Source organism: Acidovorax sp. SUPP2539, from assembly GCF_030158975.1.
In the GTDB taxonomy this organism is placed as follows: domain Bacteria; phylum Pseudomonadota; class Gammaproteobacteria; order Burkholderiales; family Burkholderiaceae_C; genus Paracidovorax.
The window spans coordinates 284,188-306,886 of the sequence record NZ_BQXJ01000002.1 but is presented as its reverse complement, the minus strand read 5'-3'; the positions used below and the strand labels follow the sequence as shown (position 1 = coordinate 306,886).

22 protein-coding genes and 1 pseudogene are annotated in these 22,699 nt (G+C 63.6%); 15 read left to right on the top strand and 8 right to left on the bottom strand.

Annotated elements, in window-relative coordinates; translation table 11 throughout:
* The 5 genes from AVTE2539_RS08995 to rpmH form a co-directional block, all read right to left on the bottom strand.
* Entirely contained in the window at positions 1 to 1,590 is a 1,590-nt protein-coding gene (locus tag AVTE2539_RS08995) for an ABC transporter substrate-binding protein (RefSeq protein ID WP_272566396.1), read from the bottom strand.
* Positions 1,591 to 1,733: 143 nt separating this feature from the next.
* Positions 1,734 to 3,440: a membrane protein insertase YidC gene (gene yidC, locus AVTE2539_RS08990; RefSeq protein ID WP_272566397.1), complete on the bottom strand. Its 1,707-nt coding sequence runs from the start codon at positions 3,438 to 3,440 to the stop codon at positions 1,734 to 1,736.
* Positions 3,437 to 3,733, bottom strand: coding sequence for a membrane protein insertion efficiency factor YidD (yidD, locus tag AVTE2539_RS08985; RefSeq protein ID WP_284407093.1), 297 nt, complete (start codon positions 3,731 to 3,733; stop codon positions 3,437 to 3,439). The genes yidC and yidD overlap by 4 nt, the downstream gene beginning before the upstream one ends.
* On the bottom strand, positions 3,730 to 4,251 hold the full coding sequence (locus AVTE2539_RS08980; protein WP_284409886.1) for a ribonuclease P protein component: 522 nt from the start codon (positions 4,249 to 4,251) through the stop codon (positions 3,730 to 3,732). Before AVTE2539_RS08980 ends, yidD begins: the two co-directional genes overlap by 4 nt.
* Before the next feature lie 43 nt (positions 4,252 to 4,294).
* Positions 4,295 to 4,429 carry a 50S ribosomal protein L34 gene (rpmH, locus tag AVTE2539_RS08975; protein WP_005798102.1) on the bottom strand — a complete coding sequence of 45 codons (135 nt, stop codon included), beginning with the start codon at positions 4,427 to 4,429 and terminating at the stop codon, positions 4,295 to 4,297.
* 310 nt (positions 4,430 to 4,739) lie between these two features.
* Here rpmH and dnaA point away from each other — a divergent pair, with 310 nt between their 5' ends.
* The 8 genes from dnaA to AVTE2539_RS08935 all read left to right on the top strand — a co-directional run bounded on the left by dnaA (position 4,740) and on the right by AVTE2539_RS08935 (position 15,149).
* Complete coding sequence (gene dnaA, locus AVTE2539_RS08970) at positions 4,740 to 6,161, top strand: chromosomal replication initiator protein DnaA (RefSeq protein ID WP_272566399.1); 1,422 nt, start codon at positions 4,740 to 4,742, stop codon at positions 6,159 to 6,161.
* Positions 6,162 to 6,292: 131 nt separating this feature from the next.
* Positions 6,293 to 7,411, top strand: a complete 1,119-nt coding sequence (dnaN, locus tag AVTE2539_RS08965; RefSeq protein WP_092742492.1) for a DNA polymerase III subunit beta — start codon at positions 6,293 to 6,295, stop codon at positions 7,409 to 7,411.
* Positions 7,412 to 7,551: 140 nt separating this feature from the next.
* Complete coding sequence (gene gyrB / locus AVTE2539_RS08960) at positions 7,552 to 10,170, top strand: DNA topoisomerase (ATP-hydrolyzing) subunit B (protein ID WP_284409883.1); 2,619 nt, start codon at positions 7,552 to 7,554, stop codon at positions 10,168 to 10,170.
* A 205-nt stretch (positions 10,171 to 10,375) separates the two neighbouring features.
* A complete protein-coding gene (locus tag AVTE2539_RS08955) occupies positions 10,376 to 10,969 on the top strand; it encodes a restriction endonuclease subunit S domain-containing protein (protein ID WP_284409881.1) in 594 nt (197 codons plus the stop codon).
* Complete coding sequence (locus AVTE2539_RS08950) at positions 10,962 to 12,413, top strand: N-6 DNA methylase (RefSeq protein WP_284409879.1); 1,452 nt, start codon at positions 10,962 to 10,964, stop codon at positions 12,411 to 12,413. The genes AVTE2539_RS08955 and AVTE2539_RS08950 overlap by 8 nt, the downstream gene beginning before the upstream one ends.
* 562 nt (positions 12,414 to 12,975) lie before the next feature.
* The gene (locus AVTE2539_RS08945; RefSeq protein ID WP_284409878.1) at positions 12,976 to 13,965 is read left to right on the top strand and encodes a toll/interleukin-1 receptor domain-containing protein; all 990 of its coding nucleotides are present in this window, start codon (positions 12,976 to 12,978) and stop codon (positions 13,963 to 13,965) included.
* A 30-nt stretch (positions 13,966 to 13,995) separates the two neighbouring features.
* Positions 13,996 to 14,652: a hypothetical protein gene (locus AVTE2539_RS08940; protein WP_272566405.1), complete on the top strand. Its 657-nt coding sequence runs from the start codon at positions 13,996 to 13,998 to the stop codon at positions 14,650 to 14,652.
* A 314-nt stretch (positions 14,653 to 14,966) separates the two neighbouring features.
* The gene (locus tag AVTE2539_RS08935; protein ID WP_284409876.1) at positions 14,967 to 15,149 is read left to right on the top strand and encodes a hypothetical protein; all 183 of its coding nucleotides are present in this window, start codon (positions 14,967 to 14,969) and stop codon (positions 15,147 to 15,149) included.
* Between the two features lie 323 nt (positions 15,150 to 15,472).
* On the opposite strand, the pseudogene AVTE2539_RS08930 reads toward AVTE2539_RS08935, so the two are convergent.
* Positions 15,473 to 15,628 (bottom strand): annotated as a pseudogene (locus tag AVTE2539_RS08930) (transposase); the annotation flags it as partial.
* A 147-nt stretch (positions 15,629 to 15,775) separates the two neighbouring features.
* Here AVTE2539_RS08930 and AVTE2539_RS08925 point away from each other — a divergent pair.
* The 7 genes from AVTE2539_RS08925 to AVTE2539_RS08895 all read left to right on the top strand — a co-directional run bounded on the left by AVTE2539_RS08925 (position 15,776) and on the right by AVTE2539_RS08895 (position 21,594).
* Positions 15,776 to 16,276 carry a DUF4365 domain-containing protein gene (locus AVTE2539_RS08925; protein WP_272566406.1) on the top strand — a complete coding sequence of 167 codons (501 nt, stop codon included), beginning with the start codon at positions 15,776 to 15,778 and terminating at the stop codon, positions 16,274 to 16,276.
* A complete protein-coding gene (locus AVTE2539_RS08920; RefSeq protein WP_284409874.1) occupies positions 16,273 to 17,406 on the top strand; it encodes a hypothetical protein in 1,134 nt (377 codons plus the stop codon). The genes AVTE2539_RS08925 and AVTE2539_RS08920 overlap by 4 nt, the downstream gene beginning before the upstream one ends.
* Positions 17,407 to 17,638: 232 nt before the next feature.
* Positions 17,639 to 18,331: a hypothetical protein gene (locus tag AVTE2539_RS08915; protein ID WP_284409872.1), complete on the top strand. Its 693-nt coding sequence runs from the start codon at positions 17,639 to 17,641 to the stop codon at positions 18,329 to 18,331.
* Positions 18,331 to 18,909 (top strand): hypothetical protein, encoded by a 579-nt coding sequence (locus AVTE2539_RS08910; RefSeq protein WP_284409870.1) that lies wholly within the window; start codon positions 18,331 to 18,333, stop codon positions 18,907 to 18,909. The genes AVTE2539_RS08915 and AVTE2539_RS08910 overlap by 1 nt, the downstream gene beginning before the upstream one ends.
* A gap of 65 nt (positions 18,910 to 18,974) precedes the next feature.
* A complete protein-coding gene (locus AVTE2539_RS08905) occupies positions 18,975 to 19,199 on the top strand; it encodes an ATP-binding protein (protein WP_284409868.1) in 225 nt (74 codons plus the stop codon).
* Positions 19,200 to 19,326: 127 nt separating this feature from the next.
* Positions 19,327 to 19,764: an OsmC family protein gene (locus tag AVTE2539_RS08900; RefSeq protein WP_284409866.1), complete on the top strand. Its 438-nt coding sequence runs from the start codon at positions 19,327 to 19,329 to the stop codon at positions 19,762 to 19,764.
* A 405-nt stretch (positions 19,765 to 20,169) separates the two neighbouring features.
* Entirely contained in the window at positions 20,170 to 21,594 is a 1,425-nt protein-coding gene (locus tag AVTE2539_RS08895; protein WP_502868899.1) for a homoserine dehydrogenase, read from the top strand.
* A gap of 63 nt (positions 21,595 to 21,657) precedes the next feature.
* On the opposite strand, the gene AVTE2539_RS08890 is transcribed toward AVTE2539_RS08895, so the two are convergent.
* Positions 21,658 to 21,936, bottom strand: a complete 279-nt coding sequence (locus tag AVTE2539_RS08890; protein ID WP_284409863.1) for a hypothetical protein — start codon at positions 21,934 to 21,936, stop codon at positions 21,658 to 21,660.
* A gap of 255 nt (positions 21,937 to 22,191) precedes the next feature.
* Positions 22,192 to 22,674, bottom strand: a complete 483-nt coding sequence (locus tag AVTE2539_RS08885; protein ID WP_272566414.1) for an OsmC family protein — start codon at positions 22,672 to 22,674, stop codon at positions 22,192 to 22,194.
* Positions 22,675 to 22,699: the final 25 nt, after the last annotated feature.

Below are 22,699 nucleotides of genomic sequence, written 5' to 3'. Positions count from 1 at the left end.
TTACTTGATCGTGGTCCAGTTGGGCATCGGGCGGTCGTCCGCGCGGTGCAGCGTCTCCACGCCCTTGCGCATCGCCCAGGGGCGGATCTGGTGGTGCAGGGGCAGGTAGTAGTACTCGTCCTTGACCAGCTTGAGGGCATCGGCGATCAGCGCGTCGCGCTTGGGCGCATCCATCTCCACCTTGATCTGGCTGATCATTTCGTCGAGCTTGGCATCGCTGAAGCGGCCGCCGTTGTAGGTGCCCGCAGCCGTCTTGCCGGCCTTGGTGGCCATCAACGAATCCAGCGAATAGAGCGAGTCGAACGTCGCCACGCCCCAGCCGAACAGATAGGCGCTCACGTCGTTGTTCATCACGCGGCTGACGAACTGGGCCATGGGGGCGGCCTGCAGCGTGGTCTTCACGCCGATGCGCGTCCACATGGCGGTGACGGCCTGGCAGATCGCTTCGTCGTTCACGTAGCGGTCATTGGGGCAGTCGAGCTTGAGCGAAAAGCCCTGGGGGTAGCCCGCATCGGCCAGCAGCTTCTTGGCGGCTTCGACGTCGTACTTGGCGGCACGCTCGTCCAGGCTCTTGCTCCAGCCGTGGACCATGGGCGCGACCATGGTGCCGGCAGGCACCGACAGGTTGCGCATGGTGCGGCTGTGGATGCCGGCCGAATCGATGGCCTGGTAGAGCGCCTGGCGCACGCGCTTGTCCTTGAGCGGGTTCTTGCCCGGCGTGCCGGCACCCGGCAGTTCGTCGCGGAACTGGTCCAGGCCCAGGTAGATGGTGCGGTTCTCGGCGCCTTCGATCAGCGTGATGTCGGGGCTGGACTTCATGCGCGCCAGATCTTGCGTGGGCGGATCGACGACGAAATCGACCTGGCCGGAAATCAGCGCGGCCGAGCGCGTGGCCGCCGACTTGATGGGAGTGAACACGACTTCGTCGATGTTGCCCTTGGGCTTGTCCCACCAGTCCGGGTTCTTCTTGAGCGTGACCTTCACGTCGGGCTGCCAGCCCACCATGATGAAGGGGCCGGTGCCGTTGGCGTTGCGCGAGGCGAAGTTCTCTTCCTTGCCGGCATAGTCCTGCGCTTTGGTCGAGTTGTTCTTCTCGGCCCAGGCCTTGTTCATGATGCGGGCCTCGGTCAGCTCGCGCAGCAGCACGGGGTTGGGGCCCTTCAAGATCAGGTCCACGGTGAAGTCGTCGACTTTCTTCACTTCCTTGATGCTCTGCACGGCGGACTGCATGTTCGAGGGGGGCGTCATGGCGCGGGTGAGCGAGAACACCACATCGTCGGCCGTGAACGGCGCACCGTCGTGGAATTTGACGCCCTTGCGCAGTTCGAAGCGCACCTGCGTGGGGGAGATCTGGGTCCACTTCGTGCCGAGAGCGGGCTGGATCTGGTACTTCTCGTCATAGCGCACCAGGCTCTCGTACACCTGCTGCAGGAAGGCATGCGTCGTCTGGTGGTTCTGGGCGTGGGGGTCCACGGTCAGGATGTCGTTGGCGCCGGCCCACCGCATCGTTGCGGCATGGGCCGATCCTGCTGCCAGCAGGACCGCGATGCCCAGTGCGCTCCATTTGAAAGTCGTACGCTGCTGTTTCATTGGCCAGGTCTCCTCGTCGGTTAACGAAAGTGGATGAAAGATGCCGCAGGTGGCAAGCAAGCATCGTACCCAATGAAAAACGGCCGCTGTACAGCGGCCGTGGAATGTGTCGCAAACGCAGCGCGTCCGCGCTGCGTTGCGGGTCAGCGGAACTTCGGCAGGTTGAACTGCGGCGGCACGCCCATGCGCGTGTTGATGATCCACTGCTGCGCGATCGACAGGATGTTGTTCGTCAGCCAGTACAGCACCAGACCCGCCGGGAAGAAGAAGAACATCACGCTGAAGATCAGCGGCATGAACCACATCATCTTGGCCTGCAGCGGATCGGGCGGTGCGGGGTTCAGCGCGGTCTGCAGCAGCGAGCTGGCGGTCATCAGCAGCGGCAGGATGAAGAACGGGTCGGGCGAGGACAGGTCCTTGATCCAGCCGATCCACGGCGCGTTGCGCATTTCCACGCTGGACAGCAGCACCCAGTAGAGCGCGATGAACACGGGGATCTGGATCATGATGGGGAAGCAGCCGCCCATCGGGTTGACCTTCTCCTCGCGGTAGATGCGCATCATCTCCTGCTGCATCTGTTGCGGCTTGTCCTTCAGGCGCTCGCGCATCTCCATGATCTTGGGGTTGATGGCCTTCATCTTGGCCATGCTGGCGTACGCCTTCGCATTGAGCCAGTAGAACGCGATCTTCAGCAGGAACACCAGCGCCACGATGGACCAGCCCCAGTTGTTCAGCACCTTGTGCAGCTGGTCGAGCAGCCAGTACAGGGGCTTGGCCAGGATGGTGAGCCAGCCGTAGTCCTTCACCAATTCCAGGCCGGGGGTGAGCGATTCCAGCATCGTCTCGACCTGCGGGCCGGCGAACAGGCGTGCGTCCACCGTCTTGGACTGCCCCGGTGCGATCTCGCCGACCGGGGTGATCATGCCGACCGAGTACAGGTTGGTGTCCACCTTGCGCACGAACAGGTCGCGCTGCACGTCGTTGCCCAGCAACCAGGCGCTGGCGAAGTAATGCTGCACCATGGCCACGTAGCCGTTGGTGGAGGACTTGTCGATTTCGGCCTTGCCGTTCTCGATGTCCTTGAATTCGACCTTGTGGTACTTCTTGGCTTCGGTATAGACCGCGGGGCCGGTGAAGGTCGAATAGAACGACGACTCGCCCGGCGGCTTGTTGCCGTCGCGCACCAACTGCAGGTACAGCTGGGGCGACACGGGCGCGGTGCCGGTGTTCACGATCTCGTGCTTCACGGCCACGTCGTAGGCGCCGCGCTTCACGGTCCAGGTCTTGGCCAGCTTCACGCCGCCCAGGTCGGCGGATTCGAAGCGCACGCTGATCTCGTTCTGGCCGTCCTGCAGGTCGCGGTTGCCGGCCACCACCGACATCGCCGTCTTGTGCGTGGGGTAGGCGCCGCCGATCAGGCCGGTCTGCGCCACGTACACGCGCTGCGCGCTTTCGTCCAGCAGCATGAACGGCTTGGACTTGTCGGCCATGTCGGGGTACTTGAGCAGTTCGCCATGCGTGAGCGAGCCGCCTTCGCTGTCGAAGGTCAGGCGCAGCACGTCGCTGGTCAGGGTGACGCGCTGGCGCTGTGCCGCCGCTGCCGGCTGCGGCACGCCGCCCGGCACCTGCTGCGCATTCGCGGGCGCCGCTGCGGCCGTGGGGGCCGGCACGGTGGAAGCGCCGGCGGTGCCCGAGGCAGCTGGCGCCGAAGACGCGGGCGCGACGGCGGCAGGCGTTGCACCGGGGAAGAAGGTGGCCTTGTGGCCGTTGTGCACTTGCCACTTGTCCCATAGCAGAACCATGGAAAAGCCAAATATCACCCACAGGATGGTGCGGCGAATGTCGTTCATGAAGACTTCTTCGGTGAGGAGGGGGTGGAGGACGTGGAAGGAGACAGGCGCGAGAACAGCCGCAGTGCGCGGGGCAGTTCATCAGGCACCGGATCATGCCCTCCATCGCACCAGGGCTGGCACCGTGCCAGACGGTGCAGCGTCAGATAAGTTCCGGCCGCGGCGCCATGGCGTTCAAGTGCCTGCAGCGAATAGGCCGAACACGTGGGCTCGAAACGGCAGGCCGATCCGAGCCAGGGGCTCAGCACCAGCCGGTAGCCACGCACCAGCGCCATCAGCAGCGCGCGCATCATGACACAGGCGCCGGGGCGGGCTGGTGGGTCGCCGCCGTCGGTGCCCCAGTGGCGGTGGCAGCGCCGCCGCTGCGCCGCACGGCGTAGCCGAACAGCTGCAGCAGTTCGGCGCGAACCGCCTGCTTGAGGGCATCGGACGTGGCGCTGGTGAACTGTTTGCGGTCGAACGTCGCCCGCAGGCGCACCACGTGCGCGGCCTGCGGCAACTGGGACTCGAACGAGGCGGCCACGGCATGGATCTGCCGCTTGATGGTGTTGCGGGTGACCGCGCGGCGGGCCCAGCGCTTGGGCACCATGGCGCCCATCCAGACGCCGGGCGGCTCGGCCATGCCAAACAGGGCCTGCGGCCCTTGCGCGTAAGGCAAGGGGCCGGGCCCTGTGGGAGGTGCGGGAGGCGATGCGGCCGCTGCGCCGGTGGGAGCGAGCCCCAGTCGGTGCAGTGCGAAGTGTGCGGTGCGGGAGACCGTTCCCCCGGCCATGGCGGCCTGGAACTGCGGACGGGTTTTCAGCCGTTGCATGGGAGGGTTCCCGCCCGGAACCGGGCCGAGTGCCGTGGCGGCCTTAGACGGCCAGGCGCTTGCGGCCCTTGGCGCGGCGTGCGTTGATGACGGCACGGCCGCCGCGCGTCTTCATGCGCACGAGGAAACCGTGGGTGCGCGCACGGCGCGTCTTGGAAGGCTGGTAAGTACGTTTCATGGTCAATGTCCTTGAGGGTTAGGTTCCGGGCGCAACTCGCAAGATGCGGGTTCCAGGCCCTCCGGATGCGGCACTTCGATCAAGATCAAAGCGCTTGGCCCGGGCGTTATTGCCCTGAACGCATTCAGGGAAACCGGCGATTATTGCAGGCTTGTGCCGGCGTGGCAATGGCGAGGCGGCAGTACAGGGGGTTTGCGGCGCGGGTGGCGCGCGCCGTGGGCGCCCTGGCCGAGGTTGTGGATAACCCTTTGAAAAGGTACAATCTGCGGCCCTGAATCGTTCCTCCTATCCACAACAAGAACCGCCATCAATGACCGAGGAACCTTCCCGCAGCCCCGACAACGACCCAGGCGCCGATGCCGGACAAGGACTGTGGCAAGCCTGCGTCGAGCAGCTTGCGCAAGACCTGCCGGAGCAGCAGTTCAACACCTGGATCAAGCCGCTCACCGCCCAGGTCGCTCCCGACTTCTCCAAGGTCACCCTGTTGGTGGCCAACCGCTTCAAGCTCGACTGGATCCGTGCGCAATACGCCGGCCGCATCGCAGCCCTGCTGGAAGGCCTCTACGGCCAGCCGGTGTCGCTTGAGTTAGCGCTCGCTCAGCGCGAGACCGTTGCCCGCACTTACGTGCGATCCACGCCGACGGGCCAGGTGGTGTCGTCCGAGCCCACGCCCGCCGCGGCGCCCAGCGACGAGCCGGTGGCCGGCGCATTCCGCTCGCGTCTGAACGCCGCTCTCACGTTCGAGACGCTGGTGGAGGGCACGGCCAACCGCATGGCGCGCTCGGCGGCCATGCACGTGGCGGGCTCGCCCGGCCACCTGTACAACCCGCTTTTCATCTATGGCGGCGTCGGCCTGGGCAAGACCCATCTGGTGCACGCGGTGGGCAACAAGTTGCTGGCCGACAAGCCCGACGCGAAAGTTCTCTACATCCATGCCGAGCAGTTCGTGTCGGATGTGGTTAAGGCGTACCAGCGGCGCACGTTCGACGAGTTCAAGGAGCACTACCACTCCCTCGATCTGCTGCTGATCGATGACGTGCAGTTCTTCGCCAACAAGGACCGCACGCAGGAAGAGTTCTTCAACGCGTTCGAGGCGCTGCTGGCCAAGAAGAGCCACATCGTGATGACCTCGGACACCTACCCGAAGGGCCTGGCCAACATCCACGAGCGGCTCGTCTCGCGCTTCGATTCCGGCCTCACGGTGACCATCGAGCCGCCCGAGCTGGAAATGCGCGTGGCCATCCTGATCAACAAGGCCCGCGCCGAAAGCGCCGACATGCCCGAGGAAGTGGCCTTCTTCGTCGCCAAGAACGTGCGCAGCAACGTGCGCGAACTGGAAGGCGCGCTGCGCAAGATCCTGGCGTACTCGCGCTTCAATCAGAAGGAAGTCTCCATCCAGCTCGCCCGCGAGGCGCTGCGCGACCTGCTGTCGATCCAGAACCGGCAGATCTCGGTGGAAAACATCCAGAAGACGGTGGCCGACTACTACAAGATCAAGGTCGCCGACATGTACAGCAAGAAGCGCCCCGCCAGCATCGCCCGGCCGCGCCAGATCGCCATGTACCTGGCCAAGGAGCTCACGCAAAAGAGCCTGCCCGAGATCGGCGAGCTGTTCGGCGGGCGCGACCACACCACGGTGCTGCACGCGGTGCGCAAGATCGCGGGCGAGCGCCAGCAGCTCACCGAACTGAACCAGCAGCTGCACGTGCTGGAGCAGACGCTCAAGGGTTGATGCCGAATTGGCCCCGCACCCCCACGGAGCGCGCCCGGTTCACGGGCAAAATGGCGTGCTGGACGGCATGAGGGGGCATGGCCCATGCCGCCGTCCTGGCACGTTTCCCAAAACCACCAAAGGTTGACGACATGATTGTCCTGAAGGCAACACAAGACAAGGTTCTCGCGGTTCTGCAATCGGTGTCCGGCATCGTCGAGCGCCGGCACACCCTGCCCATCCTGGCGAACGTGCTGATCCGCAAGACGGGCAACGCGCTGCAGCTGACCACGAGCGACCTGGAAATCCAGATCCGCACCACCGCCGAGCTGGGCGGCGACACGGGCGACTTCACCACCACGGTGGGCGCGCGCAAGCTGATCGACATCCTGAAGACCATGCCCGGCGACCAGACCGTGAGCCTGGAGTCGAGCCAGGCCAAGCTGATCCTCAAGGGCGGCAAGAGCCGCTTCACGCTGCAGTCGCTGCCGGCCGAGGACTTTCCCCTGGTGCAGGAATCGGCCGCCTTCGGCCCCGCCTTCAGCGTGCCGCAGAAGGTGCTCAAGGATCTGCTGGGCCAGGTGTCGTTCGCCATGGCGGTGCAGGACATCCGCTACTACCTGAACGGCATTCTGTTCGTGGCCGAAGGCCAGCAGCTGAGCCTGGTCGCCACCGACGGCCACCGCCTGGCCTTCGCCAGCGCCACGCTGGACGTCGAAGTGCCCAAGCAGGAAGTCATCCTGCCGCGCAAGACCGTGCTGGAGCTGCAGCGCCTGCTGTCGGATGCGGGCGGCGAGAACCAGCCGCACATCGAGATGCAGTTCGCCAACAACCAGGCGAAGTTCACGTTCGGCGGCATGGAGTTCGTCACGAAGCTGGTCGAGGGCAAGTTCCCCGACTACAACCGCGTGATCCCCAAGAACCACAAGAACAGCGTGACCCTGGGCCGCGCCCCGCTGCTGGCCAGCCTGCAGCGTACCGCCATCATGACCAGCGACAAGTTCAAGGGCGTGCGCCTGAACCTGGAGCCCGGCACCCTGCGCGTGGCGTCCAACAACGCCGAGCAGGAAGAGGCCGTGGACGAACTCGACATCGACTACGGCGGCGACACCATCGAGATCGGTTTCAACGTCACCTACCTCATCGACGCCCTGGCCAACATGGGCCAGGACATGGTGAAGGTGGAGCTGTCGGACGGCAACAGCTCGGCGCTGTTGACCATCCCCGAGAACGAGACCTTCAAGTACGTCGTGATGCCCATGCGCATCTGACGCACCCGTCTTCCAGCGCCGGGGGTGAGTGCTATGTTTTTTGTAGCTATATGCCCTAGAAGAATATGCGCTGGAGGCCGATTTGACCCTTATTGAACATTCAGGAAACCCCCCGGTTTCCACGGACCCCAAGGCCATCCATGACCGCTGAGAACACCCTGCCCGAGCCTTCCTCCGACGGCGCGGGCGAAGCGCAGCCCTTCACCAAGATCGACACCCAGCAGGCGGGCGCCAGCGAAGGCTACGGCGAAGGCGCGATCCAGATCCTGGAAGGCCTGGAGGCCGTGCGCAAGCGCCCCGGCATGTACATCGGCGACACGTCCGACGGCACGGGCCTGCACCACCTCGTCTTCGAAGTGGTGGACAACTCCATCGACGAGGCGCTGGCCGGGCACTGCGACGACATCGTCGTCACCATCCACTCGGACAACTCCATCAGCGTGACCGACAACGGCCGCGGCATTCCCACCGGCGTGAAGATGGACGACAAGCACGAGCCCAAGCGCTCGGCCTCCGAGATCGCGCTGACCGAACTGCATGCGGGCGGCAAGTTCAACCAGAACAGCTACAAGGTCTCGGGCGGCCTGCACGGCGTGGGCGTGAGTTGCGTGAACGCGCTCAGCAAGATGCTGCGCCTGACGGTGCGCCGCGAGGGCAAGGTGCACGTGCTCGAGTTCAGCCAGGGCTTCGTGCAGAACCGCATCATCGAGACCGTGAACGGCGTCGAGATCTCGCCCATGAAGGTCATCGGCGACACCGACAAGCGCGGCACCGAGGTGCACTTCCTGCCCGACACCGAGATCTTCAAAGAGAACAACGACTTCCACTACGAGATCCTGGCCAAGCGCCTGCGCGAGCTCTCGTTCCTGAACAACGGCGTGCGCATCCGCTTGAAGGACGAGCGCACCGGCAAGGAAGACGACTTCTCCGGCGCCGGCGGCGTGAAGGGCTTCGTCGGCTTCATCAACGCCAACAAGAAGGTGCTGCACCCCACCGCGTTCTACGCCACGGGCGCGCGCCCGGCCGAAACCTACGGCGGCATTCCCGGCACCGAGATCGGCGTCGAGGTGGCCATGCAGTGGAACGACGGCTACAGCGAGCAAGTTCTCTGTTTCACCAACAACATCCCGCAGCGCGACGGCGGCACCCACCTGACCGGCCTGCGCGCCGCCATGACCCGCGTCATCGGCAAGTACATCGACGCGCACGAGCTGGCCAAGAAGGCCAAGGTCGAGGTGAGCGGCGACGACATGCGCGAAGGCCTGTGCTGCGTGCTGAGCGTGAAGGTGCCCGAGCCCAAGTTCAGCAGCCAGACCAAGGACAAGCTGGTGTCCAGCGAAGTGCGCGCGCCGGTGGAGGACATCGTCGCCAAGACGCTGACCGACTACCTGGAAGAGCGCCCCAACGACGCCAAGATCCTGTGCGGCAAGATCATCGAAGCCGCCCGCGCCCGCGAAGCCGCCCGCAAGGCGCGCGAAATGACGCGCCGCAAGGGCGTGCTGGACGGCATGGGCCTGCCCGGCAAGCTGGCCGACTGCCAGGAAAAAGACCCCGCGCTGTGCGAGATCTACATCGTCGAGGGCGACTCCGCCGGCGGCTCCGCCAAGCAGGGCCGCGACCGCAAATTCCAGGCCATCCTGCCGCTGCGCGGCAAGATCCTGAATGTGGAAAAAGCGCGCTACGAAAAGCTGCTGACCAGCAATGAAATCGTCACGCTCATCACCGCCCTGGGCACCGGCATCGGCAAGGCCGCGGTCGAATCCGGCAAGAGCGGCGTGGACGACTTCGACGCCGCCAAGCTGCGCTACCACCGCATCATCATCATGACCGACGCCGACGTGGACGGCGCCCACATCCGCACCCTGCTGCTGACCTTCTTCTACCGCCAGATGCCCGAGCTGGTCGAGCGCGGCCACATCTACATCGCGCAGCCGCCGCTGTACAAGGTCAAGGCCGGCAAGGAAGAGCTGTACCTGAAGGACGCCCCCGCGCTCGACACCTTCCTGCTGCGCATCGCGCTCAAGGACGCCAGCGTGACCACCGGCGGCGCCAGCCCGCAGACCCTGACCGGCGACACCCTCACCGCCCTGGCGCAAAAGCACCAGTTGGCCGAGGCCGTCATCCACCGCCTGTCCGCCTTCATGGACAAGGAGGCCCTGCGCGCCATCGCCGACGGCGTGAGCCTGAACCTGGACACCGTGGCCGACGCCGAAGCCAGCGCCGTGCAGCTGCAGGCCAAGCTGCGCGAGCTGACCACCAACGGCATCCCCGCCGAAGTGGCCGGCGAGTTCGACGTGCGCACCGACAAGCCCATTCTGCGCATCAGCCGCCGCCACCACGGCAACGTGAAGAGCAGCCTGATCACCCAGGACTTCGTGCACGGCGCCGACTACGCCGCCCTGGCCGAAGCCGCCAGCACCTTCCGCGGCCTGGTCGGCGAGGGCGCCAAGGCCCTGCGCGGCGAAGGCGAGAAGCAGAAGGAAGAAAAGGTGTCTGACTTCCGCCAGGCCATGGCCTGGCTGATCTCCGAGGCCGAGCGCACCACCAGCCGCCAGCGCTACAAGGGCCTGGGCGAAATGAACCCCGAGCAGCTCTGGGAAACCACCATGGACCCCGAAGTGCGCCGCCTGCTGCGCGTGCAGATAGACGATGCGATCGAGGCGGACCGGGTGTTCACCATGCTGATGGGCGACGAGGTGGAGCCGCGGCGGGATTTCATCGAGACGAATGCTTTGCGGGCGGGGAATATCGACGTTTGAGTTGGTGTAGAGCGAGGCATAAGGCGCGAATTTGAGGCCCATAAGTTGCGAAAGCTGTGGGACCGTCGCTCTTGATTGGCATCGTTAAGGAGACGCAACTTGACTTGCCGGACAGGCCAATGCTGAGCCTGTAGCATACAAATTACTCTACTGCTTGCACTGCGGCGCAACTGGCGCTAAACTTTGCCAGCAGTAGAGTTATTTGATGAAAACCGCCCATACCCTCAGCGATTTGGCCGAACTCCACACAGCAGTGGTCTTCCGCGATCAAGCACCGCAAGAACATCCCGAAGGCAACGTGCGTGCGTTGGCCATCCGGGATGTTGTGTCTTCGACTCCTGTGAACTGGAGCGAACTGCCGCGGGTTGTTGTGGCGGCAAAATACCTCGCGAATTGCCTGCAAGAGGGTGATGTGGTCATCCCCTCACGGGGCGACTACTACAGGGCATGGCTTTTTACCGGGGCAGACCTGCCAGTTCTGCCGGTGGGTCAGTTGAATGTGATCCGACCCGCTGCCACATTGGATGCCGGTTACTTGGTGTGGTTTCTCAACCTGCCAACCACCGGTGCCAAGCTCAAGCAAATGCTGACCGGCACCAGTATCAAAGCGCTGACCAAGACGGCTCTTCAGACGCTGGAGGTGGACCTCCTCAATATGGGAGGCCAACGCCGTATCGCGGAGATTGCTGAACTCGCGGGGCGGATCGCTGCCATCCGGCATCGTTTGACAGAACTGGATGTGATTGAGGTAACTCAGATGGCCGGCCTCTTTTCGCACCTTGGAGGCGACTATGCTTGATGCCCAAGCAAAACGGACCATCTGTCATGCACTCTGGCGCTGCTTCGACTCAGTTCGTGGCGTGGCCGATGTTGGAGAGGCCCGTGACCATCTACTGGCATTGCTGGTGTTGAAATACGCCTCTGACCGTACTGCCGAAGAAGCTAGCCATGCGATTTTGCCCAGCACGAATGGCGGATCGGCGCCGTCGTTTGAGCAACTGCTCAACGCAAAGCACATGCCCGATATCGGGCAGCGCATTGACCGGGCACTTGCTGAATTGGAGAAGCAGCACCCGCTGCTGCATGACGCTTTTCACAGTGTCCGTTTCGACTCATCCCTGCTGGGCGAACCCAAGCAAAGGCAACACCTCATCGCTGATCTGCTGAGCTGCTTCGGTTTGCCAGAGTTCGACTTTCGAGGCGGCGCAAGTGCTGAAGTGGCTGGCTTTGCCTGCGAAACGCTCATTAAGGAGGCGGCAGCCGTCGCTGGCAAGCGCGGTGCCGAGTTCTTCACTCCGCCCGAGGTTTCCCGGCTTATTGCCGAAATCCTCCAGCCAGAAGTCGACGAGAGCGTTGGCGATCCATGCTGCGGTTCTGGCACGTTGCTGCTGACCTGCAGCGCCTTCGCGCGTACTCACTCTGGCGGTGAGGGCTGTCGGTTGTTCGGCCAAGAGAAGAACGGCAGCACCTGGGCCCTCGCAAAAATCAACATGTTTTTGCATGGGGAACTTGCCGCGCAGTTGGCATGGGGAGACACCCTCAAAGACCCGCGCCTGGTGGCTCAAGGCCAACTGCAGACGTTCGACGTGGTGGTTTCAAGCCCGCCCTTCAATGTGAAGGATTGGGGACAAGATGCCGCCGCAACCGATCCCTACATGCGCTACCGACGCGGAGTTCCGCCGCGCGCTTCGGCTGACTACGCTTTCATCAGCCACATGGTGGAGACGCTCAAGCCTGGTCACGGCCGAATGGCAGTGGTGGTCTCCCATGGTGTCCTTTTCCGCAGCGGTGCGGAGCTGCAGATTCGCAGGCAAATGCTGGAGGAAGGCCTGGTGGACACAGTGATCGCGCTGCCAGTCAAGCTGCTTCCAAACACGCCGCTGCCGATTGCACTTCTGGTACTACGCAAGGACAAGAGCGACGGGCGCGTGCTCTTCATCGACGCCAGCCGCCAGTTTGAGCACGGGAAACCCCAGAACCAATTACGCGATGAAGACCTCGCTCAGATCGGGTCCACCTATGCAGCCAGGGCGGATGTTGAGGGCTACGCCCGCTTGGTGTCGTTGGAAGAAATCCTGCAGAACGACTGCAACCTCAACGTGGTTCGCTATGTGGAAGCCATAGAGCAGGTCTGTAACGTGGACTTGGAAACACTTCGTGCGGAGCGAGCACAACTCCGATCCGAGCTGGAAGGTCTGGAGAGCCGGTTTGCCAGCCTCATCCAGGAGGTGCGTCGTGCGTGACACAAAGGAAAACGGCCGCTTACGCGGCCGCCTCCTCTATTGGCAGCAGGCCAGGGAGCACGTCGCTGCAGAGCAGTCAAAGAAAGCCGATGTCGCTGTTGCGGTGTCCACAGTGCTCCCGATTCCCCCAGGGCCGGCGGTAGTTTTGGCGGGTGCGACGGAGTCAGAAGCTGATGACGAACCCTCTAAAAAGTCACGGGGGCGTCGTCGTCCGGTATTTAACGCAGCAACCTTAGGGGGAGGTGAAACCGTGCCTTCGCCTGTTCGCCCCAGACGTCAACGCAATGCCACGGGAGCATGAAATGGCCGATGGCACAAAAGAAAAGAGTGCGCCACATAGCAAGGATACCGATCCCTACTGCGGCTTCAAGAACGATAAGTACCGCTTCCGGGCGCTGGTTGTGCGCGAGGTGTGCAACGTGGGGCGGTGGGCTGGTTTAGTCGCCATCGCCTACATCTATGGACCCTCGATAAATCTGCCTGCTTGGGCCGCATTCTTTAGCAAGGCCGGTCCTTAGCCTCTTATTCGAAACGGGTTCATTTCACTAATCGAGACAAGCTGATGACCACACTGTTCTTCTCATACAGCCACAAAGACGAAGCACTGCGCAACGAACTCGAAGCCCACCTTGGGCTGCTGCTGCAGCAAGGCCATATTGAAGTCTGGCATGACCGCAGGATCGGCGCTGGAGACGAAATCGATACTGCCATCGATGTACAGCTGGAGGCAGCTGACATCATCCTGTTGCTTATCAGCTCGGACTTCATTAAGTCGACCTACTGCTATTCGAAGGAAATGCAGCGTGCAGTTGAGCGGCATGAAGCAGGGGAAGCTCGAGTAGTACCTGTCATTCTGCGGCCCTGTGACTGGCACTCTGCCCCGTTTGGCACGCTCCTAGCCGTTCCACGCGATGGGCGGGCCGTCACTCTGTGGCCAAACCAAGACGAAGCCTTTGCAGACGTTGCTGCGCAGATTCGACGCCTCGTGGGTACACCTACGTCGACGAAGAAAGCTGTTCCCGCAGCTCGTGCTCCTGCGAGGTTGCCGGAGGCGGCAGACGAGGGGAGTGCCATGAACGCGGTGGCTGGTGCTGCATCCCTTCCGCGTTCCAGCAACCTGAGGCTTAAGCAAGAATTCACTGAGCGTGACAGGCATCAGTTCGTGCGCGCGACGTTTGAGTACATCTGCCGGTTCTTCCAGGGCAGCTTGCAGGAGCTGCAGGCCCGCAATCCCCAGTTGGAGTCAAATTTTGAACAAGTGGACTCGCGCAGGATGGCTGCGATGCTCTACCGCAACGGCAAAACCATTGCCCAATGCTCCATTCGGATTGATGGGTTCGGCAGGGAGGACGGCATCGCGTACTCCACTGACACGTCGACGGAGCGAGGCTCATACAACGAGCTACTAAGCATCGATGTGACAGACCAAGCCATGCATATGAAGTCCTCTATGAGCATGGGCTGGTCAGCTGGGCAAAGAGATGCCAATCTTTCGCAAGAGGGCGCAGCAGAGGCGCTGTGGGGAATGTTCATCAGGAATGCCCAAATCTGAACGCAACAATTGGACATATGGCGGTGCAAGATGAATGTTGAAAGCGTAGTACACCCTGAAGACCGTATGGAGCGCCAATTCGAAAAGAAGAGGGCGAGCTTCGTCGCAGACTATGGACTTCAAGAAAAGCCACTGATTCTTTGGCAATTCCAACCGCAGATGCCATGTGTATTTGACCTTGAGCAGGCCGAGTTGACTAATGCACTGTCTGAGGGTGCACGCGACATTCGGGAAGACCATTGGTGGTGTGCTTTCGAGGGCTCAGGACGGCCAAAGCTGGTGTTTGACGGCATTGCGTCAAGGAGCCCGACAGAGGATTCTGGATATGGGACAGAGCTTCATCAAGATGGGCATCTCTTTGCGGCCGTCTGGACCTTTCCTGAAGTGGAAGGGAGGCCAGCAGCTTCATGGTTTCATGACTTTGCCTTCCGTGATGCATTCATGGTGGCTAAGGCAGTGATGCAGTCAGCAGGGCCGGAGGGGCCAATTGCTGTGACGTGCACGTTGTTGAATGCTGAGTCACTGCCATTCACAGATAGGGGCCACAGCGTAAATGCCCCCGCATCGCGCCGCCACGTCCTTCGCTGGCCAGTTCAGTATTGGACGATTGAAGAGCTGACGGAAGCGTGGAAGGGGCAGTCCAGCCAGTTCTTTCGAATCTACGGTAGAAGGCGGCCGCAACAGTAATGCCTGAAGTGGACGCAGTCCCGCGGCTGACCACCGTTTCGAAACCCCCGCTCACGATCTCCCAAACTCTCTGTTCACGAGCATCAGAAAAACGTATCCACGTCGAGTCGAAATATGCAGCGTCTAGGCCATAACCTACCAGTTGCCGATGTGGCACCGATCCCCGAGCTGAATGAAAACTACCTGAAAATAGTGGCTGTTTCGGGGTATAGATAGGTCTTCGCCAGCCTGCATCACGCAGCAGGCAACGGTATCCGGAGTAGTGCGCTTTGCAATGAAAGCGCCATCACTTTTCTGGTTGGACGTGTTTTCGCATGAAGCGATTTCTCCGCTTATGCCTGCAAATTTCTCACGTTATGCCTGCAGTCGGTGAGGAAGTCATTGATTCCCAACAGGTTGGTTTCGCGCCTTATGGGTTGCTCAACACGTTTGTGTGGAAGCGAACAACGTTTTGCCTTTCTGAACGCAAAGCTCTGCCGGTCGTCGTGGTGATCTGAGGCTCGCATCGGGCATTCAGCCACTCAAAAACATGACGCATGAAGGCCCGGCATTGCCGGGCTCTTTTTTTCGCGTGCTCCTAAATGGCCCGGTACGTCATCCGCGACAACCGCGACTACACCGAGCACACCCCGCTCAATTAGCGATCACTCCAACGTCGGCACCCATTCGGTGGATGAAGTGCCCTCCATCGAGCTGATTCGCAACTACGAAAAGCTGGAAAAAGATCCGACCTTTCGCTGGTGGATGCGCATCCCGTAGGGGGACCTTCGACGCCCTACTCCGCGGAGACATCTACAGCCTAGGTGTGTTGCTGTATCAACTGCTGACCGGACACCGCATAGGCCTTGATCCACTTGTACAGGCTGTGCTGGCTCACGCCGATTCGGGTGGACACATCGGCCACCCGATGGCCTCGCTCCGTGATCTGCTTGACCGCTTCGATCTTGAATTCTTCGGGATATGGCTGCTTTGTCATGGCACCTCCTATTGGGCCTCAGGTTTGAGGCTCGAGGGTGTTTAGTTCAGCCGGGGCGATTCAGTCTCAGATAAACCGGCAGAAGCTTAGGCGTGCCTCAGGCTAATATCTCGCTACGGCCCGAAAAGAGGCCGCAGGAGCGCAGGGATGGAGATCGGTAAACGGAAGGAGCTGTTCAACGTCGCGTATGTCTGCGCCCTGGCGGCGCAAGCTGGGTTGAACTACGAGTCGCTGTTCGTGGATGACGATAGCGTTGACATCACGCTCGTCGCAAGGAACTTCCCGGGTGGGCTGCTGAGGAACCCAAAGATCGACCTTCAGCTCAAGTGCACCTCCGGGCACTACCTGAGCGGAGAGGTCATCAAATTTCCTCTCAAGAAAAAGAACTACGACGACCTCCGTGGCGAGAACGTTGTTAGTCCCCGCTACCTTGCGGTTCTACTGGTACCTGAGACCCCTGAGGACTGGCTGCATCATCACGACGGGCACATCTCACTTCACAACTGCTGCTACTGGACCTCAATTCGGCACGCCCCTGACAGCACCAATACGTCGCAGGTCGTGGTGGAGGTGCCGCTTGCCCAGCGTTTGACGACGAGCGCGTTGATCGAGCTGATGAAGCTGGCCAGCAACGGGGAATCGGCATGAACGGCGGCGTCGCTCGTAAGCGTGAGCCGGTCTCACTTTCGCAGCTGCAGTCCTATCTTGTTTCGAAGCAATGGGGCATGGAGGGCGCGCTTCGGCAGGTCGCCACCATCTGGCGTCGCTCAGACGACAGCAACGCGGAGGTCGTGCTCCCGGCCGCGGAATCGCTGAAAGATTTCGAGCAACGGATCTCAGATGCTCTCAACTCGATAGCCGAGCATGAGAGACGGCCAGTTGGCGAGGTGCTTATCGATGTCAGACGAGCCTTCGCCGACCTGATTGCGGTCCGCGTCATTCATGACGACACCAGCGAGGGGACGATTCCAATCAACGATGGCGTCCTGCTTGTGGCACGCGCACGGGACATGCTTAAGTCCGCTGCTCTGGCCTTGTACGCGAAGCGGCGGCAGTTTTCCGGTCACCCGACCGACGAAGCCAAGGCCTACCTCGACTCGCTGCTTCTTGGTCAGACTGAGATTGGCAGCTATGTCATCAACGTTTTTGCACCGATCCCGCCCGCCTCAGCCAGCTCAACCCCGGAGGGCGTTCCGACCGTGCCATTAGCGACCGCAGTCACGGCAAGTCTTGCCTCAGGCCTTGAAGCTCTGTCTGCTGCAACGACCGATTACGGCCAGCGCCATGACCTGACTGCCTTCGATTCAGCGGTACAGCGCGGGGCAAGCTCGAACTTGTGCGACGCATTGCTTGGACTCAGCGGGCAGGATCGTAAGAGGGCCTTCGAGATACGCATCTCGGCGGCCCGAAGCCCCATGTTTGAAGGCGAGAACAAAGTTTTCGCATTTGACGCGAAGCAGGTGACCGCGCTCGCGAAGGCGTCGGAGTACTACAAGGACAATTACGTTTTACCTGATCGAACGGTCACTGGAGTTATCAAACGGCTGGACCGACCGGTAGGCAGTGAGACTGGTACGGTGATGGTGGCCACAAAGGTCACGGACCAAGACAAACACGTCGCGATTGAACTTGGCGTGACCGACTACGACCTGGCCATCATGGCGCACCGGCAGCACGAGGTCGTTAGCTGCGCAGGCGACATTCATGTGACGCCTCGGACCGCCAAGCTGCTGAACCCGAGGGACTTTCGTGTGCTTAAAAGCGGAAGCCTGTTCTGACTTCGACTGTCGGCGCTCAGATCGCGCCAGGGCAAGTTCGAGGCGGGGTTTCCGCGCTAGCGTCAGATCTGGCGATGTGATGGGAAGCATCGAGTAGGCATGTGGTGGGCCGATGGACTGCTTTTACCCGAGCTGGGAGGTTATTCCAGGAAGCGAGCTGTCCAAAAGTGGTTGCCTCGTTGGTTAAAGTTCAGGCCAATGGAATGAACAACGACACAGGGAGGTAGACGAAATGAAAGACCCCTACGAAAACATCCTGATCGGCAATTTCCTCTACAGCCTGGGGCTCGTGATCGGGCGGCGGTTTCCGGACAAGCCGTTGCCGGGGGTGGTGAACCTGCTCCAGCAGACGCCGCTCGACGGTCCCTTGGGGGATGTGCTGCTCCGCTATCCAGGCGTCGTCCGGCTGATCGAGTTCAAGCGGGCGTCCAACAACAGCGACAAGGAGTCGGACAAACTCGACACCCTCAAGCTGTCGCTTGAAAACGAGCCGGCGCTGCAGCAGGTGTCCCGCGCCATCCATTGGTACGTGGAGTCCTCCAAGGGGCCATTGGACTGGCGCACCCGGGTCTGCCCCTACCTGGACTTCGCGGGGGGCCAGAGCTCTCCACTCGACTTTCAAGCATTCACGCAATCCCTGGCGGAGACGGTGGGAAAGGCGCAGGCCGAGGAGTTTCCCAATGCCCTCATCCAGCACTATCTGGACGCGGTGGCCGCTTTCTCCGGCAAGTCGGGCACATCCTCATCGGGGCTGCTGGTGTCCGTGGGCCAGGACGGGACGCTGCACTACATCGCGCTCGAAAGCATCCGGGAGCTGCGCCAGGAGTTGCAGGTCCACCGGCAGCAGGCGGACGAGCGGAGCGCCAGCATCGCGCAGGAGCGCGCCCTGGAGCACAAGCCCCAGGAGAAGGGCCTGTCTCTGTGATGAACGATGCACAACGCAGCGTGGAGCGCATCCACCAGCTGTCCGACATGCTGCAGTCGCTGATGCAACAGGCGGCGGTGCTGCAGCAAAAGGCCGATGCCTCCGTGGTCCAGTCACGCCAGGCCTCGGACGCGCTGAAACGGGCCAGCGACCGGCTGCCCTTGACCGTGGGCGCCGCCATCGAAACGGTGCTCGAGCCGGCCGCGGAAAAAGCCGCAGCGAAGATGACCGCCACCTGGGCCCAGGCGAACGCGGCGGCCGCCGAGGCCACGAAGACCTTCGCAGCGGCGCAGGAAAAACTGCAGTGGAAGATGCTGGCGTATGCCTGCACGGGGGCACTGGCCGTGGTGGTCCTGATCGCGGCGGCGATGGCCTACCTGTCTCCGACCGAAAGAGAGCTGAAGGAACTGCGCGCCGAGCGGCAGACGCTGTTGGCCGACATGGATCGGCTCAGAAAGGCGGGCGCGGGGCTGGAGGTCGCCCAGTGCACTCACCAGGGTCGGCCGAGGACCTGCGTGCGCGTGGACACCCAGTCTCCCCGATTCGAAGGGGGCTACCTGCTTGTGCCTGCACGGTAGGAAGCGGCAAGATCCCGCGCGTCCCTTCCGCTTCTTCTCCGTTTTCTTTTCTTCTTCGTTTTGCGATGAACGCCCCGCGCAAGGCCCTGCCCCGCATCGATCCCCGCTGCACCGGCTGCGGCTGGTGCGTGGCCGTGTGTCCGCCGCATGTGCTGTCGCTGCAGGTGCCGGGCCCGCAGCCGTGGGGGCGCAAGCAGTCGGTGCTGCACGATGCGCCGGCCTGCACGGGGTGCGCGCTGTGCGCGGTGCGCTGTCCGTTCGATGCGATCGACATGGTGCGCACCGGCTGAGCGGCCTGCGGGTGCTGTAGGACAAATCGGGTCAGGCGTCGGGGCGCTGGGCCCACCCGCGATCGGATCCCTGCGTGTTGTGATCGCGTCTTGTTTGTTTTGTTGTTCACCGCACAAGGAGCACCGCATGTCCGAAAAATCCGCATCCGTCCATTGGGAAGGCGCTGGCAAGACCGGCCAGGGCCAGATCAGCACCGAGACCGGCGCGCTCAAGCAGCACCCCTATGGTTTCGGCAGCCGCTTCGGCGACGACCGCAAGGGCACCAATCCGGAAGAGATCGTGGGTGCGGCGCACGCGGCCTGCTTCACGATGGCCTTCGCGTTTGCCTGCGAGAAGGCCGGCATCTCGACCGAGACTCTCGACACCACCGCCAAGGTGCGGCTGGCCAAGGAGGGCGAGGGCTTCAAGATCGACCGCATCGCCCTCACGCTGACGGCCAAGGTGCCGGGCGTGGATGAGGCGCAGTTCCAGAAGATCGCCGCCGAGGCCAAGGCGAACTGCCCGCTGTCCAAGGCCCTGGCGAGCGTGCCCGAGATCACGCTGACCGCCACGCTCCAGGCCTGACGGCAGGCGCCGTGCCGCCCGCGCGGCCGGCGCCGCGCATTGGAGCCGAAATGGCCTTCAGCACAAGCGATACTAGGGCATATTGCTATCAATTAAATAGCATTTGGGCAGCGGTTGTGGGGCGTGCATCGCGTCCTGTACACTTGCCGCCCATGTCGTGCCGTTCTTCCGTCTCCACCGTCGCTCGCGTTGCCCGCCCGGGTCGCGCCGCGGTGCCGCCCGCCACCGCGCGGGCCCGGATGAACGCACGAATGATTACCACCATTACCACCGCGGCGACCTAGCCTTGGTGCAGGGTGGCCGTCCCGGCGGCCACCTGGTGTCATTCCCTCCCCCGAACGAACCCAGCCTGGCAGCTGGGTTTTTTGTTGGCCGTTTTGTGGCCCGTTTCTGGAGAGAGTGAGCATGTTCAACGACCCCCACCTGAGTCCCTGGTCCGCCGGCCCTGGCGAGGCCCGCGCGCCCATCCCCATGCAGCGTCCGCTGCGCGTGGGAATGATCGGCATCGGCACGGTGGGCGCCGGCACCTGGCGGGTGCTGCGCCGCAACCAGGCCGCCATTGCGGGGCGCGCGGGCCGGGGCATCGAGATCGTGGCCGTGGCGGCGCGCAACCTGGCGCGGGCCGCGGCGGTGCTGGACGGCGCCGAGGGCGTGGAGTTGACGGACGACCCGCTGCGCGTGGCGACCCACCCCGGCGTGGACGTGGTGGTGGAGGCCGCTGGCGGCACCGGCCCGGCGCGCGATTGGGTGCTGGCGGCCATCGCGCACGGCAAGCACGTGGTGACGGCCAACAAGGCGCTGCTGGCGGTGCACGGCAACGAGATCTTCGCGGCGGCGCAGCAGCGGGGCGTGGCGGTGGCCTACGAGGGGGCGGTGGCGGTGAGCATCCCCATCGTCAAGGCGCTGCGCGAGGGCCTCACGGCCAACCGCATCGAGTGGGTGGCCGGCATCATCAACGGCACCACCAATTTCATCCTGACCCAGATGCGCGATGAGGGGCTGGACTTCGCGGCGGCGCTCGGCCAGGCGCAGGCGCTGGGCTATGCCGAGGCCGACCCGTCGTTCGACGTGGACGGCGTGGACGCCGCGCACAAGGCCACGCTGCTGGCGGCCAATGCGTTCGGCATGCCCGTGCGCTTCGAGCGGGCGCACGTGGAAGGCATTCGCGGGCTGCAGGCAATCGACGTGGCGTGCGCCGAAGCGCTGGGCTTTCGCATCAAGCTGCTGGGCATGGCGCGGCGGAATCTGGAAGAGGGCGAGGGCGAAGACCAGGGCGTGGAGCTGCGCGTGCATCCCGCCCTGGTGCCTGCGCGGCACCTTCTGGCGCAGGTGGACGGGTCGATGAACGCGGTGCTGGTCAAGGGCGATGCCTGTGGCGTGACGATGTACTACGGTGCGGGCGCAGGGTCCGAGCCCACCGCGTCGGCCGTGGTGGCCGATCTGGTGGACGTGGCGCGCCTGGCGGCCGACGGCAGCGCCGCGCACCGCGTGCCGCACCTGGCGTTCCATCCGCATGCGCAGCAGGACCGGGCGGTGAAGTCCATCGGGGATGTGCGCACGCGGCATTACCTGCGCGTGCCGGTGGCGGCGGGGCGGGCGGATGCCATCGCGGTGGTGTCGGAGCATCTGGCGCGCGCCGGAGTCGCGGTGCAATCGCTGAGGGTGCATGCCGTTGCGGCGGCCCAGGGCGATGCGGCCGTGGACCAGGTGCTGGCGCTCACGCACGAGGCCGTCGATGCGCAGGTGCAGGCGGTGCTGGAGCAACTGCGCGAGGTGCCGGGCCTGTGCGTGCAGGCGCCGGTGCGGCTGCGGGTGGAAATGCTGGAGTGACGACGGGGGCGGGCGAGGGGGCTGCTGCGGCGGGGCGCGTGCGCGGCCCCCGCCGCCGTCCGCTCAGCGCTTTTGCTTCTGGTAGGCCTCGTGGGCCGGCTTGCCGCGGTCGGTGTCCTGCAGGCCGCGCTTCACGTCCTTGTAGGCCTGCTGCATTTCTTCGGACGGCTCGCCGCCGGTCATCTCCACGGCCTGATCGCGCTCGTGCGGCAGGCGGGGCTCGGGGCCGTCGGGGTTCTTGCTGTCGGCGTCGGGGGCGGGGTGCGACTGCGTGGTGTCGACGCGGCGCTCCTTGCGCTCGGGCACCGGGGCGTCGGAAAGGGAATCGCGGGGGGTGGACATCGGGGGGGCTCCTGTCGTGTGGCTGTGCCGAAAAGGCATGGCCTCGATGCTAGGAAAGCCCTCCGGTGGCGTCTGTAGGCGGGTGCGCACAGCCGGCGACGGCGGGAGCGATTTGAAGCCTTTCAGGCCGCTGGTGCAATCAATACTAGGGCGTATTGCTATTAATTAGATAGCAACCGGGTGGTGCTTCGGCACCCGGCCGCCCGCCGCGGCGGTGCCGGCCCCGCGCGCAATCCACGGCGGGATCGAAGCCCCTCAGGCCGCGTCCGCCGTTTCCAGCACGGGCGCGCAGTCGATGCGCGTGCGGACCGAGTTGGCGAGAAAGCACGCCGCGTGCGCCCGGTGGTGCAGCGCCTCCAGCGCCTCCTGGCTGGGCGCGTGGGCCGGGTCGAACCGGGTGACGGGGCGCAGCTGCACGTGGGCGACCACGGGGCGGCCCTGGTCGTCAGGCGCCATGGTGCCCACCGCATCGTCGCGGTAGTGGTCCACGCGCCAGCCGTCGCGGCAGGCCAGGTCCAGGAACCACAGCATGTGGCAGCTCGACAGCGCCGCGACGAAGGCCTCTTCCGGGTCCACCGCGGCTGCGTCGGAGTAAGGCAGGGGCACGACGTGCGGCGAGGACGACGCGGCGACGGTGGCCCCGCCGTCGAACTGCCATTGGTGGGCGCGGTGGTAGCGCCGGTCCAGGAAGGCGTCGCTGCCGCGCTGCCAGGTGATGGAGGCTAGGTGTTCTGCCATGGGGGTCTCGTTTCGGTCGGTTGGA